This is a genomic window from Acidovorax sp. DMC1, assembly GCF_056314325.1.
Genome location: NZ_JBQUYO010000007.1, coordinates 249,508 through 269,273, shown reverse-complemented (window position 1 = coordinate 269,273; position 19,766 = coordinate 249,508). Strand labels below are relative to the sequence as shown.

The 19,766-nt window shown below is 66.9% G+C and carries 19 protein-coding genes; 10 read left to right on the top strand and 9 right to left on the bottom strand.

Annotation, left to right across the window (positions count from 1 at the left end; genetic code table 11):
- Nucleotides 1–67 precede the first annotated feature (67 nt).
- A complete protein-coding gene (locus tag ACT531_RS16095) occupies nucleotides 68–1,297 on the bottom strand; it encodes an MFS transporter (RefSeq protein ID WP_209816938.1) in 1,230 nt (409 codons plus the stop codon).
- 221 nt (nucleotides 1,298–1,518) lie between these two features.
- Here ACT531_RS16095 and ACT531_RS16090 point away from each other — a divergent pair, with 221 nt between their 5' ends.
- Complete coding sequence (locus ACT531_RS16090; RefSeq protein WP_476018056.1) at nucleotides 1,519–2,439, top strand: phosphoribosylaminoimidazolesuccinocarboxamide synthase; 921 nt, start codon at nucleotides 1,519–1,521, stop codon at nucleotides 2,437–2,439.
- A 74-nt stretch (nucleotides 2,440–2,513) separates the two neighbouring features.
- Here the strand turns inward: ACT531_RS16090 and trxA are convergent, their stop codons facing one another.
- On the bottom strand, nucleotides 2,514–3,422 hold the full coding sequence (trxA, locus tag ACT531_RS16085; RefSeq protein ID WP_476018055.1) for a thioredoxin: 909 nt from the start codon (nucleotides 3,420–3,422) through the stop codon (nucleotides 2,514–2,516).
- A 151-nt stretch (nucleotides 3,423–3,573) separates the two neighbouring features.
- On the opposite strand from trxA, the gene purE reads away from it, so the two are divergent.
- The 4 genes from purE to ACT531_RS16065 all read left to right on the top strand — a co-directional run bounded on the left by purE (nucleotide 3,574) and on the right by ACT531_RS16065 (nucleotide 7,297).
- Nucleotides 3,574–4,068, top strand: coding sequence for a 5-(carboxyamino)imidazole ribonucleotide mutase (purE, locus tag ACT531_RS16080; RefSeq protein ID WP_015016135.1), 495 nt, complete (start codon nucleotides 3,574–3,576; stop codon nucleotides 4,066–4,068).
- On the top strand, nucleotides 4,065–5,237 hold the full coding sequence (locus tag ACT531_RS16075; RefSeq protein ID WP_476018054.1) for a 5-(carboxyamino)imidazole ribonucleotide synthase: 1,173 nt from the start codon (nucleotides 4,065–4,067) through the stop codon (nucleotides 5,235–5,237). The genes purE and ACT531_RS16075 overlap by 4 nt, the downstream gene beginning before the upstream one ends.
- A gap of 14 nt (nucleotides 5,238–5,251) precedes the next feature.
- A complete protein-coding gene (locus ACT531_RS16070) occupies nucleotides 5,252–6,268 on the top strand; it encodes an L-threonylcarbamoyladenylate synthase (protein ID WP_015016137.1) in 1,017 nt (338 codons plus the stop codon).
- 75 nt (nucleotides 6,269–6,343) lie between these two features.
- Nucleotides 6,344–7,297 (top strand): SGNH/GDSL hydrolase family protein, encoded by a 954-nt coding sequence (locus ACT531_RS16065; RefSeq protein WP_060986234.1) that lies wholly within the window; start codon nucleotides 6,344–6,346, stop codon nucleotides 7,295–7,297.
- Between the two features lie 84 nt (nucleotides 7,298–7,381).
- On the opposite strand, the gene ACT531_RS16060 is transcribed toward ACT531_RS16065, so the two are convergent.
- The 5 genes from ACT531_RS16060 to dacB all read right to left on the bottom strand — a co-directional run bounded on the left by ACT531_RS16060 (nucleotide 7,382) and on the right by dacB (nucleotide 12,609).
- Entirely contained in the window at nucleotides 7,382–8,068 is a 687-nt protein-coding gene (locus ACT531_RS16060; protein ID WP_288852252.1) for an OmpW/AlkL family protein, read from the bottom strand.
- A gap of 25 nt (nucleotides 8,069–8,093) precedes the next feature.
- A complete protein-coding gene (locus ACT531_RS16055; protein ID WP_476018053.1) occupies nucleotides 8,094–9,236 on the bottom strand; it encodes an SGNH/GDSL hydrolase family protein in 1,143 nt (380 codons plus the stop codon).
- A gap of 164 nt (nucleotides 9,237–9,400) precedes the next feature.
- The gene (locus ACT531_RS16050) at nucleotides 9,401–10,699 is read right to left on the bottom strand and encodes a lipase family protein (RefSeq protein WP_295937088.1); all 1,299 of its coding nucleotides are present in this window, start codon (nucleotides 10,697–10,699) and stop codon (nucleotides 9,401–9,403) included.
- Nucleotides 10,700–10,832: 133 nt separating this feature from the next.
- The gene (locus ACT531_RS16045) at nucleotides 10,833–11,102 is read right to left on the bottom strand and encodes a SemiSWEET transporter (protein WP_056743054.1); all 270 of its coding nucleotides are present in this window, start codon (nucleotides 11,100–11,102) and stop codon (nucleotides 10,833–10,835) included.
- A 31-nt stretch (nucleotides 11,103–11,133) separates the two neighbouring features.
- Nucleotides 11,134–12,609, bottom strand: coding sequence for a D-alanyl-D-alanine carboxypeptidase/D-alanyl-D-alanine endopeptidase (dacB, locus tag ACT531_RS16040; RefSeq protein WP_476018052.1), 1,476 nt, complete (start codon nucleotides 12,607–12,609; stop codon nucleotides 11,134–11,136).
- Between the two features lie 78 nt (nucleotides 12,610–12,687).
- On the opposite strand from dacB, the gene ACT531_RS16035 reads away from it, so the two are divergent.
- The 5 genes from ACT531_RS16035 (at nucleotide 12,688) to corA (ending at nucleotide 17,006) form a co-directional block, all read left to right on the top strand.
- A complete protein-coding gene (locus ACT531_RS16035) occupies nucleotides 12,688–13,668 on the top strand; it encodes a DMT family transporter (protein WP_110960884.1) in 981 nt (326 codons plus the stop codon).
- A 46-nt stretch (nucleotides 13,669–13,714) separates the two neighbouring features.
- Entirely contained in the window at nucleotides 13,715–14,428 is a 714-nt protein-coding gene (tsaB, locus tag ACT531_RS16030; protein ID WP_116748221.1) for a tRNA (adenosine(37)-N6)-threonylcarbamoyltransferase complex dimerization subunit type 1 TsaB, read from the top strand.
- Between the two features lie 21 nt (nucleotides 14,429–14,449).
- Nucleotides 14,450–14,950 (top strand): ribosomal protein S18-alanine N-acetyltransferase, encoded by a 501-nt coding sequence (rimI, locus tag ACT531_RS16025; protein ID WP_015016146.1) that lies wholly within the window; start codon nucleotides 14,450–14,452, stop codon nucleotides 14,948–14,950.
- A 53-nt stretch (nucleotides 14,951–15,003) separates the two neighbouring features.
- Nucleotides 15,004–15,798 (top strand): uracil-DNA glycosylase family protein, encoded by a 795-nt coding sequence (locus ACT531_RS16020; protein WP_476018051.1) that lies wholly within the window; start codon nucleotides 15,004–15,006, stop codon nucleotides 15,796–15,798.
- A 221-nt stretch (nucleotides 15,799–16,019) separates the two neighbouring features.
- On the top strand, nucleotides 16,020–17,006 hold the full coding sequence (gene corA, locus ACT531_RS16015; RefSeq protein WP_015016148.1) for a magnesium/cobalt transporter CorA: 987 nt from the start codon (nucleotides 16,020–16,022) through the stop codon (nucleotides 17,004–17,006).
- A gap of 202 nt (nucleotides 17,007–17,208) precedes the next feature.
- Here the strand turns inward: corA and ACT531_RS16010 are convergent, their stop codons facing one another.
- Both ACT531_RS16010 and ACT531_RS16005 read right to left on the bottom strand, forming a co-directional pair.
- Nucleotides 17,209–17,961: a 5'-methylthioadenosine/adenosylhomocysteine nucleosidase gene (locus tag ACT531_RS16010; RefSeq protein WP_476018050.1), complete on the bottom strand. Its 753-nt coding sequence runs from the start codon at nucleotides 17,959–17,961 to the stop codon at nucleotides 17,209–17,211.
- A gap of 118 nt (nucleotides 17,962–18,079) precedes the next feature.
- Nucleotides 18,080–19,759, bottom strand: a complete 1,680-nt coding sequence (locus ACT531_RS16005) for a long-chain-fatty-acid--CoA ligase (protein ID WP_056068036.1) — start codon at nucleotides 19,757–19,759, stop codon at nucleotides 18,080–18,082.
- Nucleotides 19,760–19,766: the final 7 nt, after the last annotated feature.

Sequence of the window (19,766 nt, the reverse complement as noted above, 5' to 3'; positions counted from 1 at the left end):
GCCCGAAAAGCGCGCACAATGGGCGGATTGAATGGGCTGGCCAACGTGAGCGCAAGCGCGTCCCTCTTCACCGAGCCGACGGTGTCGCGCCATGCAGCGTGAGACGCCCCACCACCAGCATCGACAGCAGGCTGGCACTGATGCCCACCAGCGCCGCCACCCAGTAGTTCTGCACCAGCCCCTGCGCATCGCGGCTGATGAGGACCCCGCCCACAAAAGACGCCACCCCCATCGCCGCCGATTGCACCGATGCGTTCAGCGTCATGAAGGTTCCCCGCAAGGGCGCATGCGCCGCCGAGGCGATGATGGCCATGCCAGGAATCATGCGGCCACTGACAAAGGTGAACATCAGGGTGGACACCACCAACACTCCCCACAACGGCAAGCCCTGCACCAGCGTGATGCCCAGAATGCACGGCAGCCCAGCGAGGGCCAGCCACCGGAAGGTGGGCACCTTGCCATGCCGGTCGGTCATGCGTCCGAACAGGCGCGCCGTGAACAAGGTCACCACCCCGCCGCACAGGTACACCAGCGGCACCTGATCGGCGCGCACTCCCGCATTGGTCTGCATGTAGATGGTGATGTAAGGGATGACGGTAAAACCCGTAAACATCAGCAACGCCGAGAACAGGAACGCCCACCGGTGGTTGCCATCCGCAAGCACCTGCCGGATACCGCCCAGCACTGACCGCCCGCTGGCGGCCTGAACATGCCCCGTCATGGTCGGCAACGTGCGGGCCGCCTGCACAGCCAACACCCCCACCATGGCGGCAATGCCGATGAACGGCAGGTGCCAGCCCCCGTACTGCGCCAGAATCAGCCCCAGGGGCACGCCCGCCACCGTGGAGACGGAAAACGACGTCATCACAATACCCATGGCACGCCCGCGCCGCTCAAAGGGCACCACGTCCGCCACGATGGTCTGCGACAGAGCAGACAGCACGCCGCCAAAAGTGCCCGCAAGAATGCGCGCCACCATCAGCGTGCCATAGGTAGGCGCAAGGCCGCAGGCCAGCGTCGCCAGCCCGAACAGGCCATAGAGCACCAGCAGCAGCCGCTTACGCCCAAAGCGGTCGATGTAGGTGGAGGCCAGCAGGCCCGATGCCCCCGCCGACAGCGTGTAGGCCGACACCAGCAAGCCAAACTGCGCGTCCGTGATCGCAAACAGCTGCGTGAGCTGCGGGCCCAGCGGCATCATGATCATGAAGTCCAGGATGTGTGTGAACTGGATGCCGGCCAGCGTCAGCAGCAGCCACAGTTCACGGCGGGGAGAAAGCTCAGGGGTGGAAGAAGACACAGCAAGCGGCCATCAAGGCCTGGTCAGGTTCAGGGCCGCCCAGTGTGCCGCAAGCCTGCGTGGGGCGCGTGACCAGCTGCTCAGAGGGCCTGCGAAAACCGCCGGGCTCCAGACCGGCGCGTAAAATCTACCGGCTGCGCCTAGGCCCTGCCTGCCGCATGCACCTCCCCCCACGTTCTTCGGATTGCCCGCAGCGGACACCCACCGCCCACACCGACACCATGACCCAGCCCAGCTCCACCGCCCTGCACACTTCGGCCCTGACTTCGCTGCCCCTGCTGGCACGCGGCAAGGTGCGCGACAACTACGCCGTGGGCGACGACCGCATCCTGATGGTGGCCAGCGACCGCCTGTCGGCCTTCGACGTGATCATGGGCGAACCCATTCCAGGCAAGGGCGAGCTGCTCACCCAGATGGCCCTGTTCTGGTTCGACAAGCTTGGCCACATCTGCCCCAACCACCTCACCGGCGACGCCCCCGAGAGCGTGGTGAGCCCCGAAGAAGCCCCCCAGATCCGTGGCCGCTCGATGCTCGTGAAGCGCCTGCAGCCCATCCCGGTCGAAGCCGTGGTGCGCGGCTACCTGGCCGGCAGCGGCTGGAAGGAGTATCAGGAGTCTCGCTCGGTCTGCGGCGTGCCCCTGCCCGAAGGCCTTACCAACGCCGCCAAGCTGCACGAGCCCATCTACACGCCCGCCGCCAAGGCCGCCATGGGCGAGCACGATGAAAACATCACGTTCGAGCGCACGGTGGAGATGATTGGCCTTCAGCTCGCCACGCGCATCCGCGACCTGAGTATTGCCATCTACAAGGCGGCGGCCGAGATCGCCCTGGCCAAGGGCATGATCATTGCCGACACCAAATTTGAGTTCGGCCTGGCCCCTGACGGCACGCTGGTGCTGATGGACGAAGTGCTCACGCCCGACAGCTCCCGCTACTGGCCGGTGGAAGGTTATGCCGAAGCCCTGGCCAAGGGCGAGAACCCCCCTAGCTACGACAAGCAGTTTGTGCGGGATTGGCTGGAGCAGGCCCAGGTCAACGGCAAGCCCTGGGACAAGACAGCGCCCTCGCCCCGCCTGCCCCAGGCAGTGATCGAGAAGACAGCCGCAAAGTACCGCGAGGCGCTGGAGCGGCTGACAAGCTGATTAGAGCCATCACCCACGTCGGTTCACGAAAGAAAAGGCCCCTAACGGGCCTTTTTCTTTGGGGGGATGGGCCCTCAGCTCAGCACCACACTGGATAACCGTCGGCGGTACGTGGCCACCACCGGGTCTTCGGGCGGGATCTGGCCCTCGGCGACCTTGGGCTTGGGGGCCTCGATCAGTTCGAGGATGGCAACATAGGTCTTGCGGGCGATCTCTTCGCTCCAGGCCTTGTCGCGCATGAGGATTTCGAGCAGCTCGTCCATGGCGTCGGTCCAGCGCTGCTGGGTGATGAGCCAGCGGGCGCGGGCATAGCGGGTGTCGAAATCCCGCTTATTGGCCGCGATTTTTGCTTCAAATCCGGCCTCAGCGGCTGCGTCGTATGCGCCAGACGCTACAAAATCCAGAGCATCCATCCAGGCCTTGAGGGCGCCCAGCTTGCGCGACATGGCGGCCTTGGCGATCACGGGCGCAAACGCCACCTTCGCATCGTCCTCGCGCCCTAGCTGCAGCAGCAGCTTGACGTAGTCAAAGCGCGCGTCATCGTTGGCGGGGTCGGTCACAACGGCATGCTGCAGTTTCTCCAGCGCAGTGCCGGTGTCGCCTTCTGCCAGGGCTTCCTGCGCCTCTTCTTCCTCGGCCTCGGCCACCATTTCTTCGGCGGTGGGTACATGCTTGTCGAGGAAGGCACGCACCTGGCCTTCCGGCAAGGCGCCCATGAATCCGTCTACAGGCTGGCCATTCATCAACAGCACACAGGTGGGGATGCTGCGGATGCCGAACATGCCCGCCAGCTGCTGCTCCTGGTCGGAGTCGATCTTGGCGAGCTTGAAGCGGCCCGCGTATTCCGTCTCCAGTTTCTCCAGCACCGGCCCCAGGGACTTGCAGGGGCCACACCAGGGCGCCCAGAAGTCCACCAGCACGGGCACATTCATCGAGGCGGCAACCACCTCGGCTTCAAAGTTCTCTACGGTGACGTCAATCATGATGTGTGGGGCTTAGAGTGGAGCGGTTTCCGCGCTATTTTGGCCCATCGAAACAGCCCCACACCTGCGAGGGGGGCGCAAAAAGTAAAATCGCGGGTTCCACCTACAGCGGCTGGGCAGACAAAGCCTGCCCGCCAGCACCCTCCACACCATGAAACCCATCCAGATCGGCGTGGTCATGGGTTCCAGCAGCGACTGGGACACCATGCAGCATGCAGTGCAAATCCTTGAACAGTTCGGCATCGCGCACGAGGCCCGCGTGGTGTCGGCACACCGCATGCCCGATGACATGTTTGCCTACGCCGAGGCCGCCGCCAGCCGGGGGCTGAAGGCCATCATCGCCGGGGCCGGCGGCGCCGCCCACCTGCCCGGCATGATTGCTGCCAAGACCCCTGTGCCCGTGCTGGGCGTGCCCGTGGCCAGCCGCCACCTGCAGGGTGTGGACTCGCTGCACAGCATTGTGCAAATGCCCAAGGGCATCCCGGTGGCGACGTTTGCCATCGGCACCGCTGGTGCGGCCAACGCGGCCCTGTTTGCCGTGGCCCTGCTGGCCAACGAGAGCCCCGAACTGCGCCAGCGCCTGGAAGCCTTCCGCGCCGAGCAGACGGAAGTGGCCCGCAACATGACCCTGCCGCCCGCCGCATGACCGCCAGTGACCTGAAGCCTTTGCTCCCTGGTGCAACCCTGGGCGTGCTGGGCGGCGGCCAGTTGGGCCGCATGTTCGTGCACCAGGCGCAGGCCATGGGCTACTTTACGGCCGTGCTTGATGCCGACCCGACCAGTCCCGCCGGGTTGGTGAGCCACCACCACATCCAGACGGGCTACGAAGACCCGCAGGGCCTGGCCGAGCTGGCCCGCCTGTCGGATGCGGTAACCACCGAGTTCGAGAACGTACCCGCCGCTGCACTGGCCGCCCTGGCCACGCAACGCCCCGTGTCGCCCGCCGCCAGCGCCGTGTCGGTAGCGCAAGACCGTGCGCGCGAGAAGGCGCACTTTGTGGCCTGCGGCGTGCCTTGTGCACCGTATGCGGTGATCGAAACGGCAGAACAACTGGCGGCTGTGGCCCCTAGCCTGTTGCCCGGCATCCTCAAGACCGCCCGCATGGGCTACGACGGCAAGGGCCAGGTGCGCGTGAAGACGCCCGCCGAGCTGGCCGCCGCGTGGGAGTCTGTCGGCAAGGTGCCTTGCGTGCTGGAGAAGATGCTGCCGCTGCAGCTGGAATGCTCCGTGATCGTCGCGCGCGGTGCCGATGGGGCGATGGTGCACCTGCCCGTGCAGCGCAACCTGCACCGCGACGGCATCCTTGCCGTGACCGAGGTTTATGAAGGAAATCTGCCGCAAGCGCTAGTGGATCAAGCGGTGAATGCTGCGAAATCTGTAGCAGAAGGCCTACAGTACGTGGGCGTGCTGTGCGTGGAGTTCTTCGTGCTGCAGGACGGCAGCCTCGTGGTCAACGAGATCGCCCCGCGCCCGCACAACAGCGGCCACTACAGCCAGAACGCCTGCGACGTGTCGCAGTTCGAGTTGCAGGTGCGCACCATGGCCCGCCTGCCGCTGACGCAGCCGCGCCAGCACAGCGCCGCCGTCATGCTGAACCTGCTGGGCGACTTGTGGTTTGCCCACGGCGAGGCGGCGCAGACCCCGCCCTGGGCCCAGGTATTGGCCCTGCCCGGCACCCACCTGCACCTGTACGGCAAGCGCGACGCCAAGCGCGGCCGCAAGATGGGGCACCTGAACATCACCGCCGCCTCCCCTGAGGCGGCGCGCGCCACGGCCCTGCAGGCCGCAGCGCTGCTGGGCATCGAGCCCTTCTGAGCCGGGCTGTTTCCATGATCCTTGACGGCAACGACCCCCAGGCCATCGCCGCCGCGGCACGCGCGGTGCGCAGCGGCGCCCTGCTCGGCCTGCCCACCGAAACGGTGTATGGCCTCGCGGCCGATGCCAGCAGTGATACCGCCGTGGCGCAGATCTTTGCCGCCAAGGGGCGGCCCAGCGACCACCCGCTGATCGTGCATGTGGCCAATGCCGAGGGCATTGCGCACTTCGCCAGCCGAGTGCCCGACTTTGCGCAAAAGCTGGTCGATGCCTTCTGGCCCGGCCCGCTCACGCTCATCCTGCCGCGCCTTCCTGGCGTGGCCACCGCCGCCACCGGCGGGCAGGACAGCGTGGGGCTGCGCTGCCCCGCACACCCCGTAGCCCACGCCCTGCTGCTGGCCTGCGCGGCCCCCAGCGATGGCGACGAAGCCGGTGGCCCGCCCGTCTGGGGCGTGGCGGCCCCCAGCGCCAATCGTTTTGGCCGCGTGAGCCCCACCACCGCCCAGCACGTGCAGGACGAGCTGGGCGACGACCTGCTGGTGCTGGACGGCGGGCCCTGCGACGTGGGCATTGAAAGCACCATCGTGGACTGCACGCGCGGTGTGCCAGTGCTGCTGCGGCCCGGCGCCATCACCCGGGCTCAGATTGCAGCGGCCTGCGGCATCGCCCCCCTGTCCAAGGAAGACCTGCCCACGGCCACGCCCCGCGCCTCGGGCACGCTGGAAGCCCACTACGCGCCCAGCGCCAAAGTGCGGCTGATGGATGCCAAGGCGCTGCAGACAAGCCTGGATGTGCTGGGGGCCGACGCGGCCCACATCGCGGTCTACGCCCGCGCCGCCTTGCGCACCCAGTCGTCCAAGCTGGTCATGCGGCGCATGCCCGATGACGCAGCGGCCACGGCACAGCAGCTCTTCGCCGTGCTGCGCAGTTTTGACGACGAAGGCGTGAAGCTGATCTGGATCGAGACCCCGCCCGCCAGCCCCGATTGGGAAGGCGTGCGCGACCGCCTGCAGCGCGCATCCGCCGCCTGAGCCTGCGCGATGGCGCCGCTTTACATCCGTTGACTTTGCGTCGTTAAACTACCCCCCACTTTTCTGGAGAAATACATGGCAGCAAATTGGATGCGCCGCACCCTCATGGTCGCCGCATGTGCGTCGGCCGCGTTGCTCGCGGCCTGCGGTTCCAGCACCACCGAATCGGCCATCACGCCCCAGCGCTTCATTGCGTTCGGCGACGCCATGAACGATGTGGGGCAAAACGGCTCGCGCTACACCGTCAATGACGGAAGCGTCAACAACTGGACCCTGCAGGTGGTGGCCAACTACGGCAAGTCGCTCACCCCGGTCTCTGCAGGCGGCCTGAGCTACGCCACCGGCAATGCCCGCGTCAGCGCCAAGCCCGATGCGGCCGGCAACGCCAGCACCCGCACCGTCACCGAACAGATCGACGCCTTCCTGGCCAGCGGTAGCTTTGCAGCCACTGATGTGGTGATGGTGAGCGGCGGTGTCAGCGACGTGATCGCCGGCATGGCCGCTGTGAACGCAGGCACCCTGACCCAGGACGCCATGGTGGCCGCCGCCCGCAAGGCCGGTGAGGACCTCGCGGCCCAGGTGCGCCGCCTGGTGACGGCAGGCGCCAAGTACGTGGTGGTGACCGGCACCTACGACCTGAGCAAGACCCCCTGGGCCAAGACCATCGGCCGTGAAGCCCTGCTGAGCAACGCCAGCAGCCGCTTCAACGAAGGCCTGCTGGTCGGCATCGTGGACCTGGGCGCCAACGTGCTGTACGTGGACTCGGCCTATTACGTGAACCTGTACACCAGCGTGCCGGGCAACTATGGCTTCAACAACTCCACGGCGGCCGTGTGCACGTCGGTGGACGCGAACAACGGTATCGGCATCGGCGCGGGCCAGGTCAATTCGGCCCTGTGCACGTCCTCCACGCTGCTGTCGGGTGCCAATGCCACCTCGTTCGTGTTTGCCGATAGCGTGTACCTCACACCATCGGCCCAGCGCCAGTTTGGCACCTACGCCTACGACCGCCTGCGCGCACGCTGGTAAGCCGGCGCGCTCCGCGCTCCGCCCAGCAAAAAGCCGCCCACTGGGCGGCTTTTTTGTGGGCCATCGATATACCCCGAATGAAGGTCAGAACCGATAGACCACGCCCAGCGCCACCACGTTGGGGTTGAGCTTGACGTCGATGGTCTGGCCCGTGGACAGGGTGTTGCGGGTCTTCACGAAGGTCTTGTAGTACGCCACGTCCAGCGACCACTGGTCGTTCAGCGCAATGCTCACACCCACCTGCGGCGTGAGGCCAAACCGGGATTCAGCGCTCAGCGTGGTGGGGCGCGAGGGGTTGCCGCCGGTGAGCCCTGTCAGCGCTGCGGTGCCGCGCTCCTTGAAGAACTTGGCGTAAGTCACGCCCAGGCCCACGTAGGGGCGCACCCGCGCATTGGCCTCCAGAAAGCGGTACTGCGCGAACACGGTCATGGGCAGCACCTTGACCTCGCCGATCTTGCCCACGCCGGCGATGGCTCCGGCGCCCATGATGTTGTGCTTGAAAGGCAGGGCCAGGGGCACGTCCACCGCCCAGTGGTCGGTGAGCATGTAGGTGATACCGCCGGCCAGTTGGGTGTCGGCATGCACGTCCACCTTGGTGCCCGTGAAGCTGGGCGCGGACAGGTCGCCACTGGTGACCTGGGGCGCGATTTGCGTGGCGCCCGCGCGCACCAGCCAGCTGCCAGCGGTCTGGGCCTGCGCGCCGCCGGACAGGGTGAGCGCCAGTGCAGCCACAGCGCCAGCCAGGGAAGGGGTGATGGTTTTGTTTTGCATGGTGTTTGAACCCTTCAACTGCCGATTACAGCCAGCCTGCGCGGGCCAGCGAACGCGATACCAGCTGGCTGACCAGTTGGTGGCCATATGGCGTGGGGTGGAAGCTGTCGGAGAACGCGTAGGTCTTCCACCAGTCCACGCCCCCCGTGGCGCCTGCGGGTGGTGTCTGCGCCGACAGGGCGGCGGCCGTGCAGGTGGGGAAGGTATAGCTGGGCAGGCCGTCCGCACCCTGGCCGGTGATGGGGCATGCGGTGTTCTTGGCGTTGGTCAGCCCGAACTGCGCCGGGTTGGCCACCTGGTCGTTGAACGAGGTGTAGAAGTCCACCACCACTACCTTGCTGTTGCCCGCAAAACGTTTGGCCAGTTGGGCGTTGAAGGCTTCGAGCCAGGCCTTGAGCAGGCCCTGCACCTGCGCGCTGGCGGCAGCGCCCGCAGTCGCCGTGATGCCGCCGAGCACCTGCTGCAGGCGCGGCGTCTTGTCGATGGCGGGCATGTTCAGCACCGCCACACGCTGCGCGCCCTTGCTCAAGGCATTGGCCTCGATCGCGTCGTGGAACTTGTCGGCCAGCGCCACCATGTAGGCGCCACCCACCTGGGCCTGGCCCGTGGCACCACCCGCAAGGCCGGCGTTCACCGTGGCCGCAGGCAGCAGGGTGGAGAGCAGCGCGCCGAAAGCCTTGCCGCCATCCTTGGAGGCCGACAGGTAGGCACCGATGAGGTCCGCAGCGTCGTTGCCGCCGCCGTCGATCAGTAACAGGTCCCCCGCGCTGAAGCCGTCAGCCCCTGCGTCGGTCAGCTGCTTGACGATGGAGACAGGCGACGCAGGCGCCGTGAAGTTGTTGATGCGACCGCCACCAATGGCGTAGTTGGTGCAGCCCGCCGCGTTGTTGAACGCGCTGCCGGTGGACACATAGCGGGGGCAGAGCGTGCTGCCGTAGTTGCTGGCCACCAGTTCGGGCCAGATGGGCGTGGACGCCGGGCCTGTGGGGGCGCTGCCTTGCACCGTGAACTTGAAGCCGAACGTGCCGCTGTCGGCGATGCTGTCACCCATGACCTTGACGGTCTTGATGGGCGCCACCGGCGAGGTGTCGGCACCGCCGCCCCCGCACGCCACCAGCAGCGACGCTGCCGCCAGAGAAACCCACAAAGCCTTGCGCTGAAAAACCATCGGTATCACTCCTGTTATCGTAAAAATAGAACGACCGTGCTATTCCTCGCAAATCATATTCGCCAACGCAAAAAAGCCCCACCGGGTAAACACCGGTGGGGCTTAGGGGTGGGGTTCTAAAAGCCTGCGAACCCCTTGGGGGCTTCACGCAGGCATCACAGCTCTCACTTGACCGTGTCGAATACCGCCTTGGCCTGCGCGTGGCAGAAAGGTGGCTCGTAGGTGCCGTGGTAGCTGCCATAGTAGGTGGCAAAAGCTGCCGAGGTGGGGTCGGTGGGAGCCTTGCCGCCAGGACCATAGGTGGCCTGGATGGCGGCGTCCACGTCGACTGTGCTGACGTTTGTCACGCCCCGGCTGTCAAAGTCGGCTTTCATGACGGCCATGTGGACCGCCGGGGGCACCGTGGGGTCGCCCGCGCCGCCGCACAGCATCACGCGCGCCTTGGGGGTCCAGCCCAGCAAGTCGTTCTTTTTGGCGGCCAGGTACAGCGGGTGGGTGGTGCTGGTCTGCGAGCCGGTGATGAACGCCGACTGGAACAGCGCGTCACGCGCCTGGTTGGGTGTGCCCGAGGGCAGCGTGCCCGTGGTCACCAGGGTGGTGTAGTTGAGCGTGGGGTTGGGCAGCAGGTTCTCGATGTAGCCCGAGTACGGCGCCTTGAACACGTCCTTCACGTCGGTGTAGACGTTGCCATAGACCTTCTGCCAGGCGGTGACGAGGTAGGGCACAAAGAACTGCACGCCCGCGATCGCGTCCGGAATGCGCAGCGAACCCGACAGGTTGTAGGGGCCGGCCAAGTGCGCGCCCGCGACCACATTGAATTCGTTGCCGTAGTCCCGCTCGGCCGCGCGCTGCGCCGCCATGGACGAGTGGCCGCCCTGCGAGTAACCGGTGAACATCACCTTGCCCGACAGCGTAGCCCCCACCGTGCCTGCCGCATTGCGTGCCGCGCGCACCGAGTCGATGACCGATGTGGCTTCTGAGTCCGCATGCAAGTAGGGGTGGTAGCTGTAGCCCGACTTGGCAAAGCCCAGGTAGTCGGTGGCCACCACGGCATAGCCCTGCGCGGCGTACATGGCGGCCAGCAAGAAGGTTTCGCTGTCCTGCGGGTTGGCCAGGGTGCGGGGCTTTTGCACATCGGTGCCCTTGGCATAGGCCACCAGCGGGGCTGCGGTGGTGCAGTTGCCAGCTGGCACCAGCATCACGCCCGAGGCGTTGGTGTTTTCGCCGCTCTTGGCACCCACGGTCGCATAGTTCAGCGACACCACCTTCACATCGCACTTGGCCTTGCCGCTGATCGCCTGCAGGCCGCTGCTGGCCGTGGCCGCGTCAATCTGCGCCACGGTGAGCGTGGTGAGCGTGGCAGGCGGGTCGATCAGTGCGCCGCGCGCCGGGTCGTCAGAGCCACCGCAGGCGACAAGCAGGACCGCCGCAGCGGCCACACAGGTAAGGCGGAAATAGGTCATGGATGGATACCTCGGTCAGTGAAGAACGACGCATCGTGCGCGCACCTGCGCTGCAGCATCCATAGGGGATAACGCGGGAGGCCATACCTCGCCAGACACCTAGGCGACAGCGCGCCAAGGCGGCCCCGCCCGGTCAGTCAGGACGGCGTGCGCTGTATACCAGCTTCATGCCCAGGATGGTGCCGGCCAGGGCCAGGGTGATGGCATTGGCCACCACGATGGGCCAGGCCGCCAGCGCCAGGCCGTAGGCCAGCCACAGTGCCACCCCCACCGTGAACACGCTGTACATGCCCAGCGAGATACCGCTCACGTCCCGCGTGCGAAACGTGTGCAGGGCCTGCGGCACAAAGCTGCAGGTGGTCAGGCAGGCGGCCAGATAGCCGATCAGTTCATGGAGTTGCATGGTGGGGAAAACGCAGGGCAGCAGCGATTATTCACTGCTCACGTGCCGTCCAGTCGATGAGGCTGTCGAGCACGGGCCGCGCAGCCCCTGCGTTGGGGTGGTTGACCACCGCCACCAGCACATAGCGGCGCCCGCTGGCGGCATGCACATAGCCTGCCACAGCCATCACGTCGCGCAGGCTACCCGTCTTGAGGTGGGCAGTGCCCGCCCGGCTCTGGCTGCGGCGCAGCGTGCCATCCACCCCCGTGATCGGCAGCGAAGCCACCAGCTCCGGCATCACGGGCGATACCCAGGCCACCTGCAGCATGCGGGCCAGGGCCTGTGCGGTCAGGCGCGCATCGCGGCTGAGCCCGGCGCCGTTGTCCACCTGCGGCAGATCGGCATCGCCCATGCGGGCCTGCCACCACTGGCGCAGCACCTCGCGGGCGCCGTCGAACGTGGCCACGCCGTTTTTTTGCAGCGCCAGGGTCAGAAAGACCTGCTGCGCCATCACGTTGTTGCTGTACTTGTTCACGTCGCGCACCACCTCGGACAGTGCGGGGGATGTGACCACAAACGCGGGCTTGAGGCCCGGGGGCACCTTGCCGTCGCGCACGCTGCCCGTGAGCTTGCCGCCCAGTTCGCGCCACATGCCCTCCACCGCCCGCGCCGCAAAGCCACGCGGGTCGGCCGCCGCCACCGGCCACAGGCGTTCGCCACAGGCGGCGGGGTACACACCCTGGAACGACACCTTCGAGGGGTCCGACAACTCCGCGCGCAGGGCGGTACGCCAGTCGCCACAATCCGCACCCGGCGCCGCCAGCGCCACGGTGGGCTGGCGCTGCACTCCGGCCAGTGGCGGGTCGTACTGGATGCGCGCCAAGCCACCGGCCGCATCGGGCACAAAGGTCATCACCGACGATTTGTAATTGAGCAGCAGGGCGTCCGGTGAGGCGTTGTAGGGCCGCAGCGGCTCGCCATCAAACCGTGCCGGGTCCTGGTCCGGCACGTCGAACGCCGTGCGGTCCAGCACGATATCGCCCACGATGACCTGGATGCCCTGGCCCTGCAGCCGCCGCATCAGCAGCCACAACCGCTCCATGACCAGCTTGGGATCGCCCTGGCCCTGGATGTAGACATTGCCCCGCAGGCTGCCGTCCTGTACCGTGCCTTGCACATACACCGGCGTGTTCCAGACATAGGCGGGGCCCAGCTGCTCCAGCGCTGCATAGGTGGTCACCAGCTTCATCACCGACGCGGGGTTCACAGGCACCTGGGCACGGTGCGCAAGGCGCGGGCTGGCCTTGCCGGCAGCTTGCGCGTCCACCACCACCACCGACAGGGACTCGCGCGGCAGCCTGGCGCGCGCCAGGGCGGCCTCCACCTCGGGCGGCAGCGAGCCAGCAGGCGGCCCGCCCGTCTGCGCCCCCGCCAGGCCCGCCCCGCCTGCAGCCACTAGCCACGCAGCCGCACAACCCACCACACCACGCAGCACACGGCGGCGCCAAAGAGCAGAAACAGACAACATGGCGGGGAGTCTATCGCCCGCGCACCCGCACCAGGCCCCGCGCCAGCACGGCATGCGGCGGGCGCCGATAATCGCCCGATGCGTTTTTCTCCCCGCACCATCGGCCTGCTGGCGGCCGTGGTCACCGTCACCATCTGGACGGGCTTCATCATCATCGCCCGCGCCTCAGCCCAGCGCACGCTCACCCCGTTCGACATTGCGCTGCTGCGCATCGTGGGCGCCAGCCTGGTGTTGCTGCCCTGGGGCTGGTGGATGGTGCGACGGCGCCATGCGGCATTGGGGGCCTCGGCACCGGCGTCCAGCCTGGCGGGCATCTCGCCCCTGCCTTTGCGCACCACGGCGCTGCTGGGCAGCTTTGGCGGGCTGCTGTACGCGCTGCTGGCCTATTCAGGGTTCTTCCATGCACCGGCCACCCATGCGGCGGTGCTCATGCCGGGCAGCCTGCCGCTGTGGACGGCGCTGCTGGCCGCCTGGTTGCTGCGCGACCACATCACCCCGTTGCGCGCCGCCGGCCTGGCGCTGATCGTGGCGGGCGACCTGCTGGTGGGAGGGCGCAGCCTGCTGGCGGCGTTTTCGGGCGGGGACGTGTGGAAAGGCGACCTGCTGTTCATGCTGGCCGCGTCGTCCTGGGCCACCTACAGCGTGCTGGCACGGCGCCACGCGGTCGATGCGGTGCAGGCCACCATCGCCATCACCGCGTTTGCCTGCATGGTGTACCTGCCCAGCTATGCGCTGCTGGTCTGGCTGGGTGCAGTCACCAGCCATCTGGCCCAGGCGCCGTGGAGCGAGATCGCGTTCCAGATGCTGTTCCAGGGCGGGGGCTCCGTGGTGGTCTCGGGCATTGGCTTCACGCGCATGATCCAGCACTATGGCCCCGTGCGCTCCACCATGATCACAGCCCTGGTGCCCGGCCTGTCGGCCATCGGCGCAGTAGTGTTTCTGGATGAGCCGATGCACTGGAACCTGGTGGCCGGCCTGCTGCTGGTCACCGCCGGTATCCTCGTGGGGGTGCTGCGCAAAAGCCAGGCCCCCGCAGCCGCTGCCAAAGCGGCGTCCTGAGCGCCTTTGTCCCGGCCGCGCCACCCCCTACCTCCTAACCCTGCCCATGAATCTGCTTGCCTTTGACACCAGTACCGACACCCTCTCCATCGCTGTGCAGCATGGCGATGGGGTCTGGCAGCACCAGGGGCCCGGGGGCGCGCAGGCCTCGGCGGCGCTGATCCCTGCGGTGCGCGCGCTGATGGCGCAGGCGGGCCTGACGTTCGACACCTTGGACGCGGTGGTGTTCGGTCGCGGCCCCGGCTCGTTCACCGGGCTGCGCACCGCCTGCGCCGTGGCCCAGGGCCTGGCCTTTGGTGCCAAGGGCGGGCAAGGAGTGCCCGTGCTGCCGGTGGACACCCTGCTGGCCGTTGCCGAGGAGGCCCGCCTGCAAAACGGCTGCACCCAGGTGGTGGCGGTGCTGGATGCGCGCATGGACGAGGTTTACCACGCACGCTGCGAATGGTTGCCGGGAGAAGCCCGCTGGCAGGCGGACGAGGACTTCGGCCTGGGCGCCCCCGAGTCGGTGCAGCCCCCCACAGGCTGGACGGTGGCAGGCAATGCCCGCACGCCCTATGGCGACCGGCTGGCGCCAGCCGCCTCACACGTCACGGCCTTACCCACCGCCACGGCCCTGCTGCGCCTGGCACCCGCCCTGATCGCTGCGGGCCAAGCCGTGGCGGCGGGCGATGCCCTGCCGCGCTACATCCGCGATAAAGTGGCGCAAACCACCGCCGAACGGGCCGCGCTGCGCGCCGCCCAGGCGGCGGCCACTCCCTGAGATGTGGTGAATGAATCCCCCATGAGCGCACTGCCTACTTCTTCTGCATTGCCGCCCGGCGCCAGCACCGCCCGCCCCGAGGCGCGCTTCGAGACGCTGACCTTGGCCCGGCTGGATGCCGTGCTGGCGGTGGAACAGCGCGCCTATTCGCACCCCTGGACCCGTGGCAACTTCACCGACGCGCTGGCGTCTGGCTACGAGGCGCAGCTGCTGATGGCGGACGACCACCTGCTGGGCTACTTTGTGGCCATGATGGGGGTGGACGAAGTGCACCTGCTCAACATCACCGTCACCCCCGAATACCAGCGCCAGGGCTGGGCCCGCGTGCTGCTGGACGCCCTGGCCCTGTGGTCACGCGGGCGCGGGGCACAATGGCTGTGGCTGGAGGTGCGGGCGAGCAACCTGCGCGCCCAGCAGATCTACCAGACCCACGGATTCCGCCGCGTGGGCGACCGCAAGCGCTACTACCCCGCCGCGCACGGCCAACGCGAAGACGCTGTGGTCATGAGCCTAGCGCTCTGACCCCACGCCGCACCCGACCCTGCTGAACCACCGATGGCCTGTTTTCTTTCTGTATGAGCCTCCACCTCGATGCGCGACAGCGCGCCATGCTGCAAGAAATGGGCGTCACCGTGTGGGGCCCCTCCCCCGCCCAGGAGGCCACGGCGCAGCCTCCGGCAAGCGCTCCCTCAGCCCTTGCGGCCGTGGCGGCATCTGCCGTCGCGCCGCCGCGCGCACAACCCCAGGCGCCCTCTCCCGCGCCGTCTCCTGCGCCTGCCGAGCGCCCTCCAGCGCCCCTGGTCCACACCACCAGCCGCAGCACATCGCCGGCTCCTGCACCGGCCACAACAGGCACGGCCGCGCCCGCCCTGCGCCTGCACCCGCCGCAGGCGCTCTACCCCGCCACTGACCCTGCGCAAACGCCCGCCGGGCTGGGGCGGGGCTGGCTCATCGTGGCCGAAAGCATGACGCCCACAGAGCCCCTGGGTGGCGAAGCGGGCCGCCTGCTCGACAACATGCTGCGCGCCATGCAATTGCACCGGCACCCGCGCGTGTTCCTGGCGGCTCTGGAGCGGTCTGCGCCCGGCACGGAAGCCAGCGCCGATATTCCTGCAGCCCTGGCCGACGCTGTGGCCCAGCTGCAGCCCGCCATGGTGCTGGTGCTGGGCCATGTGGCGGCACGCGCGGCGCTGGGCCGCACCGAGCCGCTGGGTCGCCTGCGCGCGGGCCCGCATGTGCTGGCCGGTTGCCCGGCGGTGGTGACCTACGACCCCGCCTTTTTGCTGCGCTCGCAAGACAACAAGGCCGCCGCCTGGGCCGACCTGTGCCGTGCGCTGGCCATGGTGCGCAGTGCCGAGGCCGAGGGCTGAGAGCCTGTGGGCAGGGTCCGAGCCCCTTCCATGCCCCCCGCCGGACCGGCGAGACCGTCGCCCGGTGCCATAATCCGCCGCTTGCCTAATTTTTACGGAGACAGCTTCTTGGAAACCTACCCGAGTTGGTAGCTTTCAGCTCCCGGCGCATTTGACTGCTGTGGGGTTGAAAGCACCCCTACCCCCACACCGCAGACGCCAAAAAACAAGGGAGTGAGCCCATGCTCAACATCTTTACGCTCGCCAATGGTCGGCTGTTCCAGGAAGAAATCGAGTCCCTGGAAGAGCTGACCAAGTTCCAGCCGATCTGGGTGGACCTGGAAGCCCCCACGCTCGAAGAGAAGCGCTGGATCAAGCAGCACTACGGCCTGTCCATCCCCGAGGATGCGATGGACGAGGACATCGAGGAATCCGCCCGCTTCTACGAGGAAGACAACGGCGAGCTGCACATCCGCAGCGACTTCTTGATCGATGACGACGAAGACCCCCGTTCGGTGCGCGTGGCCTTCATCCTGAACCAGCACAACACCAACCTGAAAAGCCGGGGCGTGCTGTTCTCCATCCACGACGAAGACGTGCCCGTGTTCCGCCTGCTGCGCATGCGCGCGCGCCGCGCGCCCGGGCTGATTGAAGACGCCAAGGAAGTGCTGCTCAAGCTGTTCGACGCCGACGCCGAATACTCGGCCGACACGCTGGAGAACATCTACGACGAGCTGGAGGCCGTGAGCAAGCAGGTGCTGGCCGGCGACGTGACGGACACCCGCGCTGGCGAGGTGCTGGCCGCCATCGCCCGCCAGGAAGACTTGAACGGCCGCATCCGCCGCAACGTGATGGACACGCGCCGCGCCGTGAGCTTCATGATGCGCTCCAAGATGCTCAACTCCGAGCAGTTCGAGGAAGCCCGCCAGATCCTGCGCGACATCGAGTCGCTAGACAACCACACGGCGTTCCTGTTCGACAAGATCAACTTCTTGATGGACGCCACGGTCGGTTTCATCAACATCAACCAGAACAAGATCATCAAGATCTTCTCGGTGGCCAGCGTGGCACTGCTGCCACCCACGCTGATCGCCAGCGTGTACGGCATGAATTTCAAGTTCATGCCCGAACTGGACTGGTCGCTGGGCTACCCGTATGCGCTGGGGCTGATGCTGGCGAGCGCGCTAGGGCCCATGTGGTACTTCCGCAAGCGGGGCTGGTTGAAGTAGCCCCCTATGGCGCTGCGCGCCTTCCCCCCGAGGGGGAACGCCTCCAGCGGCCCGGCAAAGCCGGTTCCGCGGTGGCGCTGGTAGATACATTGCGCCGGTTTCAGCGCATCGTATCGAACGGCAAATGGGATGCGGTGGAGTGCTCTTTAGAGGGAAAATCTGCCGCAAGCGCTAGTGCAACATGCCTTAGCCGCTATCAATTTCATAGTTTCTGTAAAAACGACAGCACCATGTGCTCGGCATACCGGCTGGCCACGGTCTGCACGAATTGGGCGAAGTCGCCGTGTGCGTCGTCGTCGGCGCGGTCGGAGATGGTGCGCACCGCGGCAAAGGGCAGGCTGTAGTCATGGCACACCTGGGCGACGGCGGCGCCCTCCATCTCCACGGCCAGCACATCGTGCCCGGCCGCGCGCAGGGCGGTGCACAGGCGCTCGGACTCTTGTGCGGTGGCCACAAAACGATCGCCGCTGGCCACCAGGCCCTGGTGCGCCCGATGGGCATCCCCATAGATATTTTTCAAGCCCCAGAGACCGCTTGCGCTAGTGACGCATAGGTTGGCAGCTTCCAAAAGCATAGCAGTCAGTGCCGGATCGCACGCCAGGCGGGCGCGTGCGTATCCCGGCAGCTCCCACCGAGGGAACAGCGGCGAGGCATCCATATCGTGCTGCACATAGTCTTGCGCCACCACCACATCACCCCGGTGGACCCCGTCGCCGACCCCTCCCGCGACGCCCGTGAAGACGATGCGCGCTACCCCAAAATGTTCGATCAAAGCCGTGGCCGTGGTGGCAGCGGCCACTTTGCCGATGCCCGACAGCGCCAGCACCACCGGGCGGTCGTGCAGCTCTCCGCGCCAGAACGCGCGGCCAGCGTGCATCAGCCGCTGCGGGTGCGCCAGCTGTTGCACCAGCGAGCTCTGTTCTTCGGGCAGCGCACTCAGGATGGCAGTGCTCATGCAAAGGTCCTTGGGGTCATGTCATGGGGCCACAAAACACCCGCGCCACCCTGGGCAGCGCGGTCGCAAAAAAGGCGGCCGAAGCCGCCTGGGGATTGTGACGTGCCAGCAGGCCGCGTCACTTCTTGTCGCGCAGTTCGCGGCGCAGGATTTTGCCCACGGGGGTCTTGGGCAGCTCGGTGCGGAACTCGATCACCTTGGGCTGCTTGTAGCCCGTGAGCTCGTGGCGGCAGAACTCCTTGACCTGCGCTTCGGTGAGCGCCGGGTCCTTCTTCACGATCACGAGCTTCACGGCCTCGCCGGTCTTTTCGTCGGGTACGCCCACCACGGCGCATTCGAGCACGCCGGGGCAGTTGGCCACCACTTCTTCGACCTCGTTGGGGTACACGTTGAAGCCGCTGACCAGCACCATGTCCTTCTTGCGGTCCACGATCTTGAAGAAGCCGCGCGCATCCATCACGCCGATATCGCCCGACTTGAAGTAGCCGTCCTCGGTCATGACCTTGGCGGTTTCATCGGGACGTTGCCAGTAGCCGGCCATCACCTGCGGGCCCTTGATGGCGATTTCGCCCGGCTCGCCCAGCGTGGTGACCTCACGGCCTTCATCGTCCAGTAGCTTCATGGAGGTGCTGGGCAGCGGCACGCCGATGGTGCCGGTGTATTCGGTGCTGGTGGTGGGGTTGCAGCTGGCCGAAGGGCTGGTCTCCGACAGGCCATACCCTTCGCAGATGGGGCAACCCGTCTTTTCGAGCCAGAGCTTGGCCACAGCACCCTGCACCGCCATGCCGCCGCCCACCGAGACCTTGAGGTTCTTCCAGTTGACGGTGTTGAAGTCGGGGTGGTTGGCCAGGCCGTTGAACAGCGTGTTGACGGCCGGGAAGCTGTGGAAGGTGTGCTTGGACAGCTCCTTGAGCACCGCAGGCAGGTCGCGCGGGTTGGGGATCAGGATGGTCTTGCCGCCCGTGCGCATGCTCAGCATCATGTTCACGGTGAACGCGAAGATGTGGTACAGCGGCAGCGCGCAGATGCTGGTGGGCTGCTCACCTGCGGGCACCTTCTTCATCACGGGCTCGTTCCAGGCCTCGGACTGCAGCACGTTGGCGATCACGTTGCGGTGCAGCAGCACCGCGCCCTTGCTCACCCCCGTGGTGCCGCCGGTGTACTGCAGCAGCGCGATGTCGTCGGGCTTGATGTCGGGCTTCTTGAGGGTGCCGCGTGTGCCCTGCGCCACGGCGTCATTGAAGCGCACCGCACCCGGCAGGTTGTAGGCGGGCACCATCTTCTTGACGTTGCGCACCACGTAGTTGACCAAGGTCCCTTTGAGCAGACCGAGCTGGTCGCCCATGGCGCACAGCACCACGTGCTTGACGGGCGTGTGCGCGATGCACTGCTCCAGCGTGGTGGCAAAGTTCTCGATGATGACGATGGCCTTGGCGCCCGAATCCTTGAGCTGGTGCTCCAGCTCGCGCGGCGTGTACAGCGGGTTCACGTTGACGACCACGAAGCCCGCGCGCAGCACGGCCGCCACGGTCACCGGGTACTGGGGCACGTTGGGCATCATGATGGCCACGCGGTCGCCCTTGACCAGCCCCAGGCCCTGCAGATAGGCCGCAAACGCGCTGGAGAGCGAATCGGTCTGGGCGTAGGTCACGTCCTTGCCCATGAAGCTGTAGGCCACGCGGTTGGCGTACTTCTTGAACGCCTCGTCCATCAGCGCCACAAGGGAGCTGTACTGCGTGGTGTCGATGTCTGCGGGAACACCTTGTGGATAGGCGGCCAGCCACGGGCGGTCGGTCATTGGGATT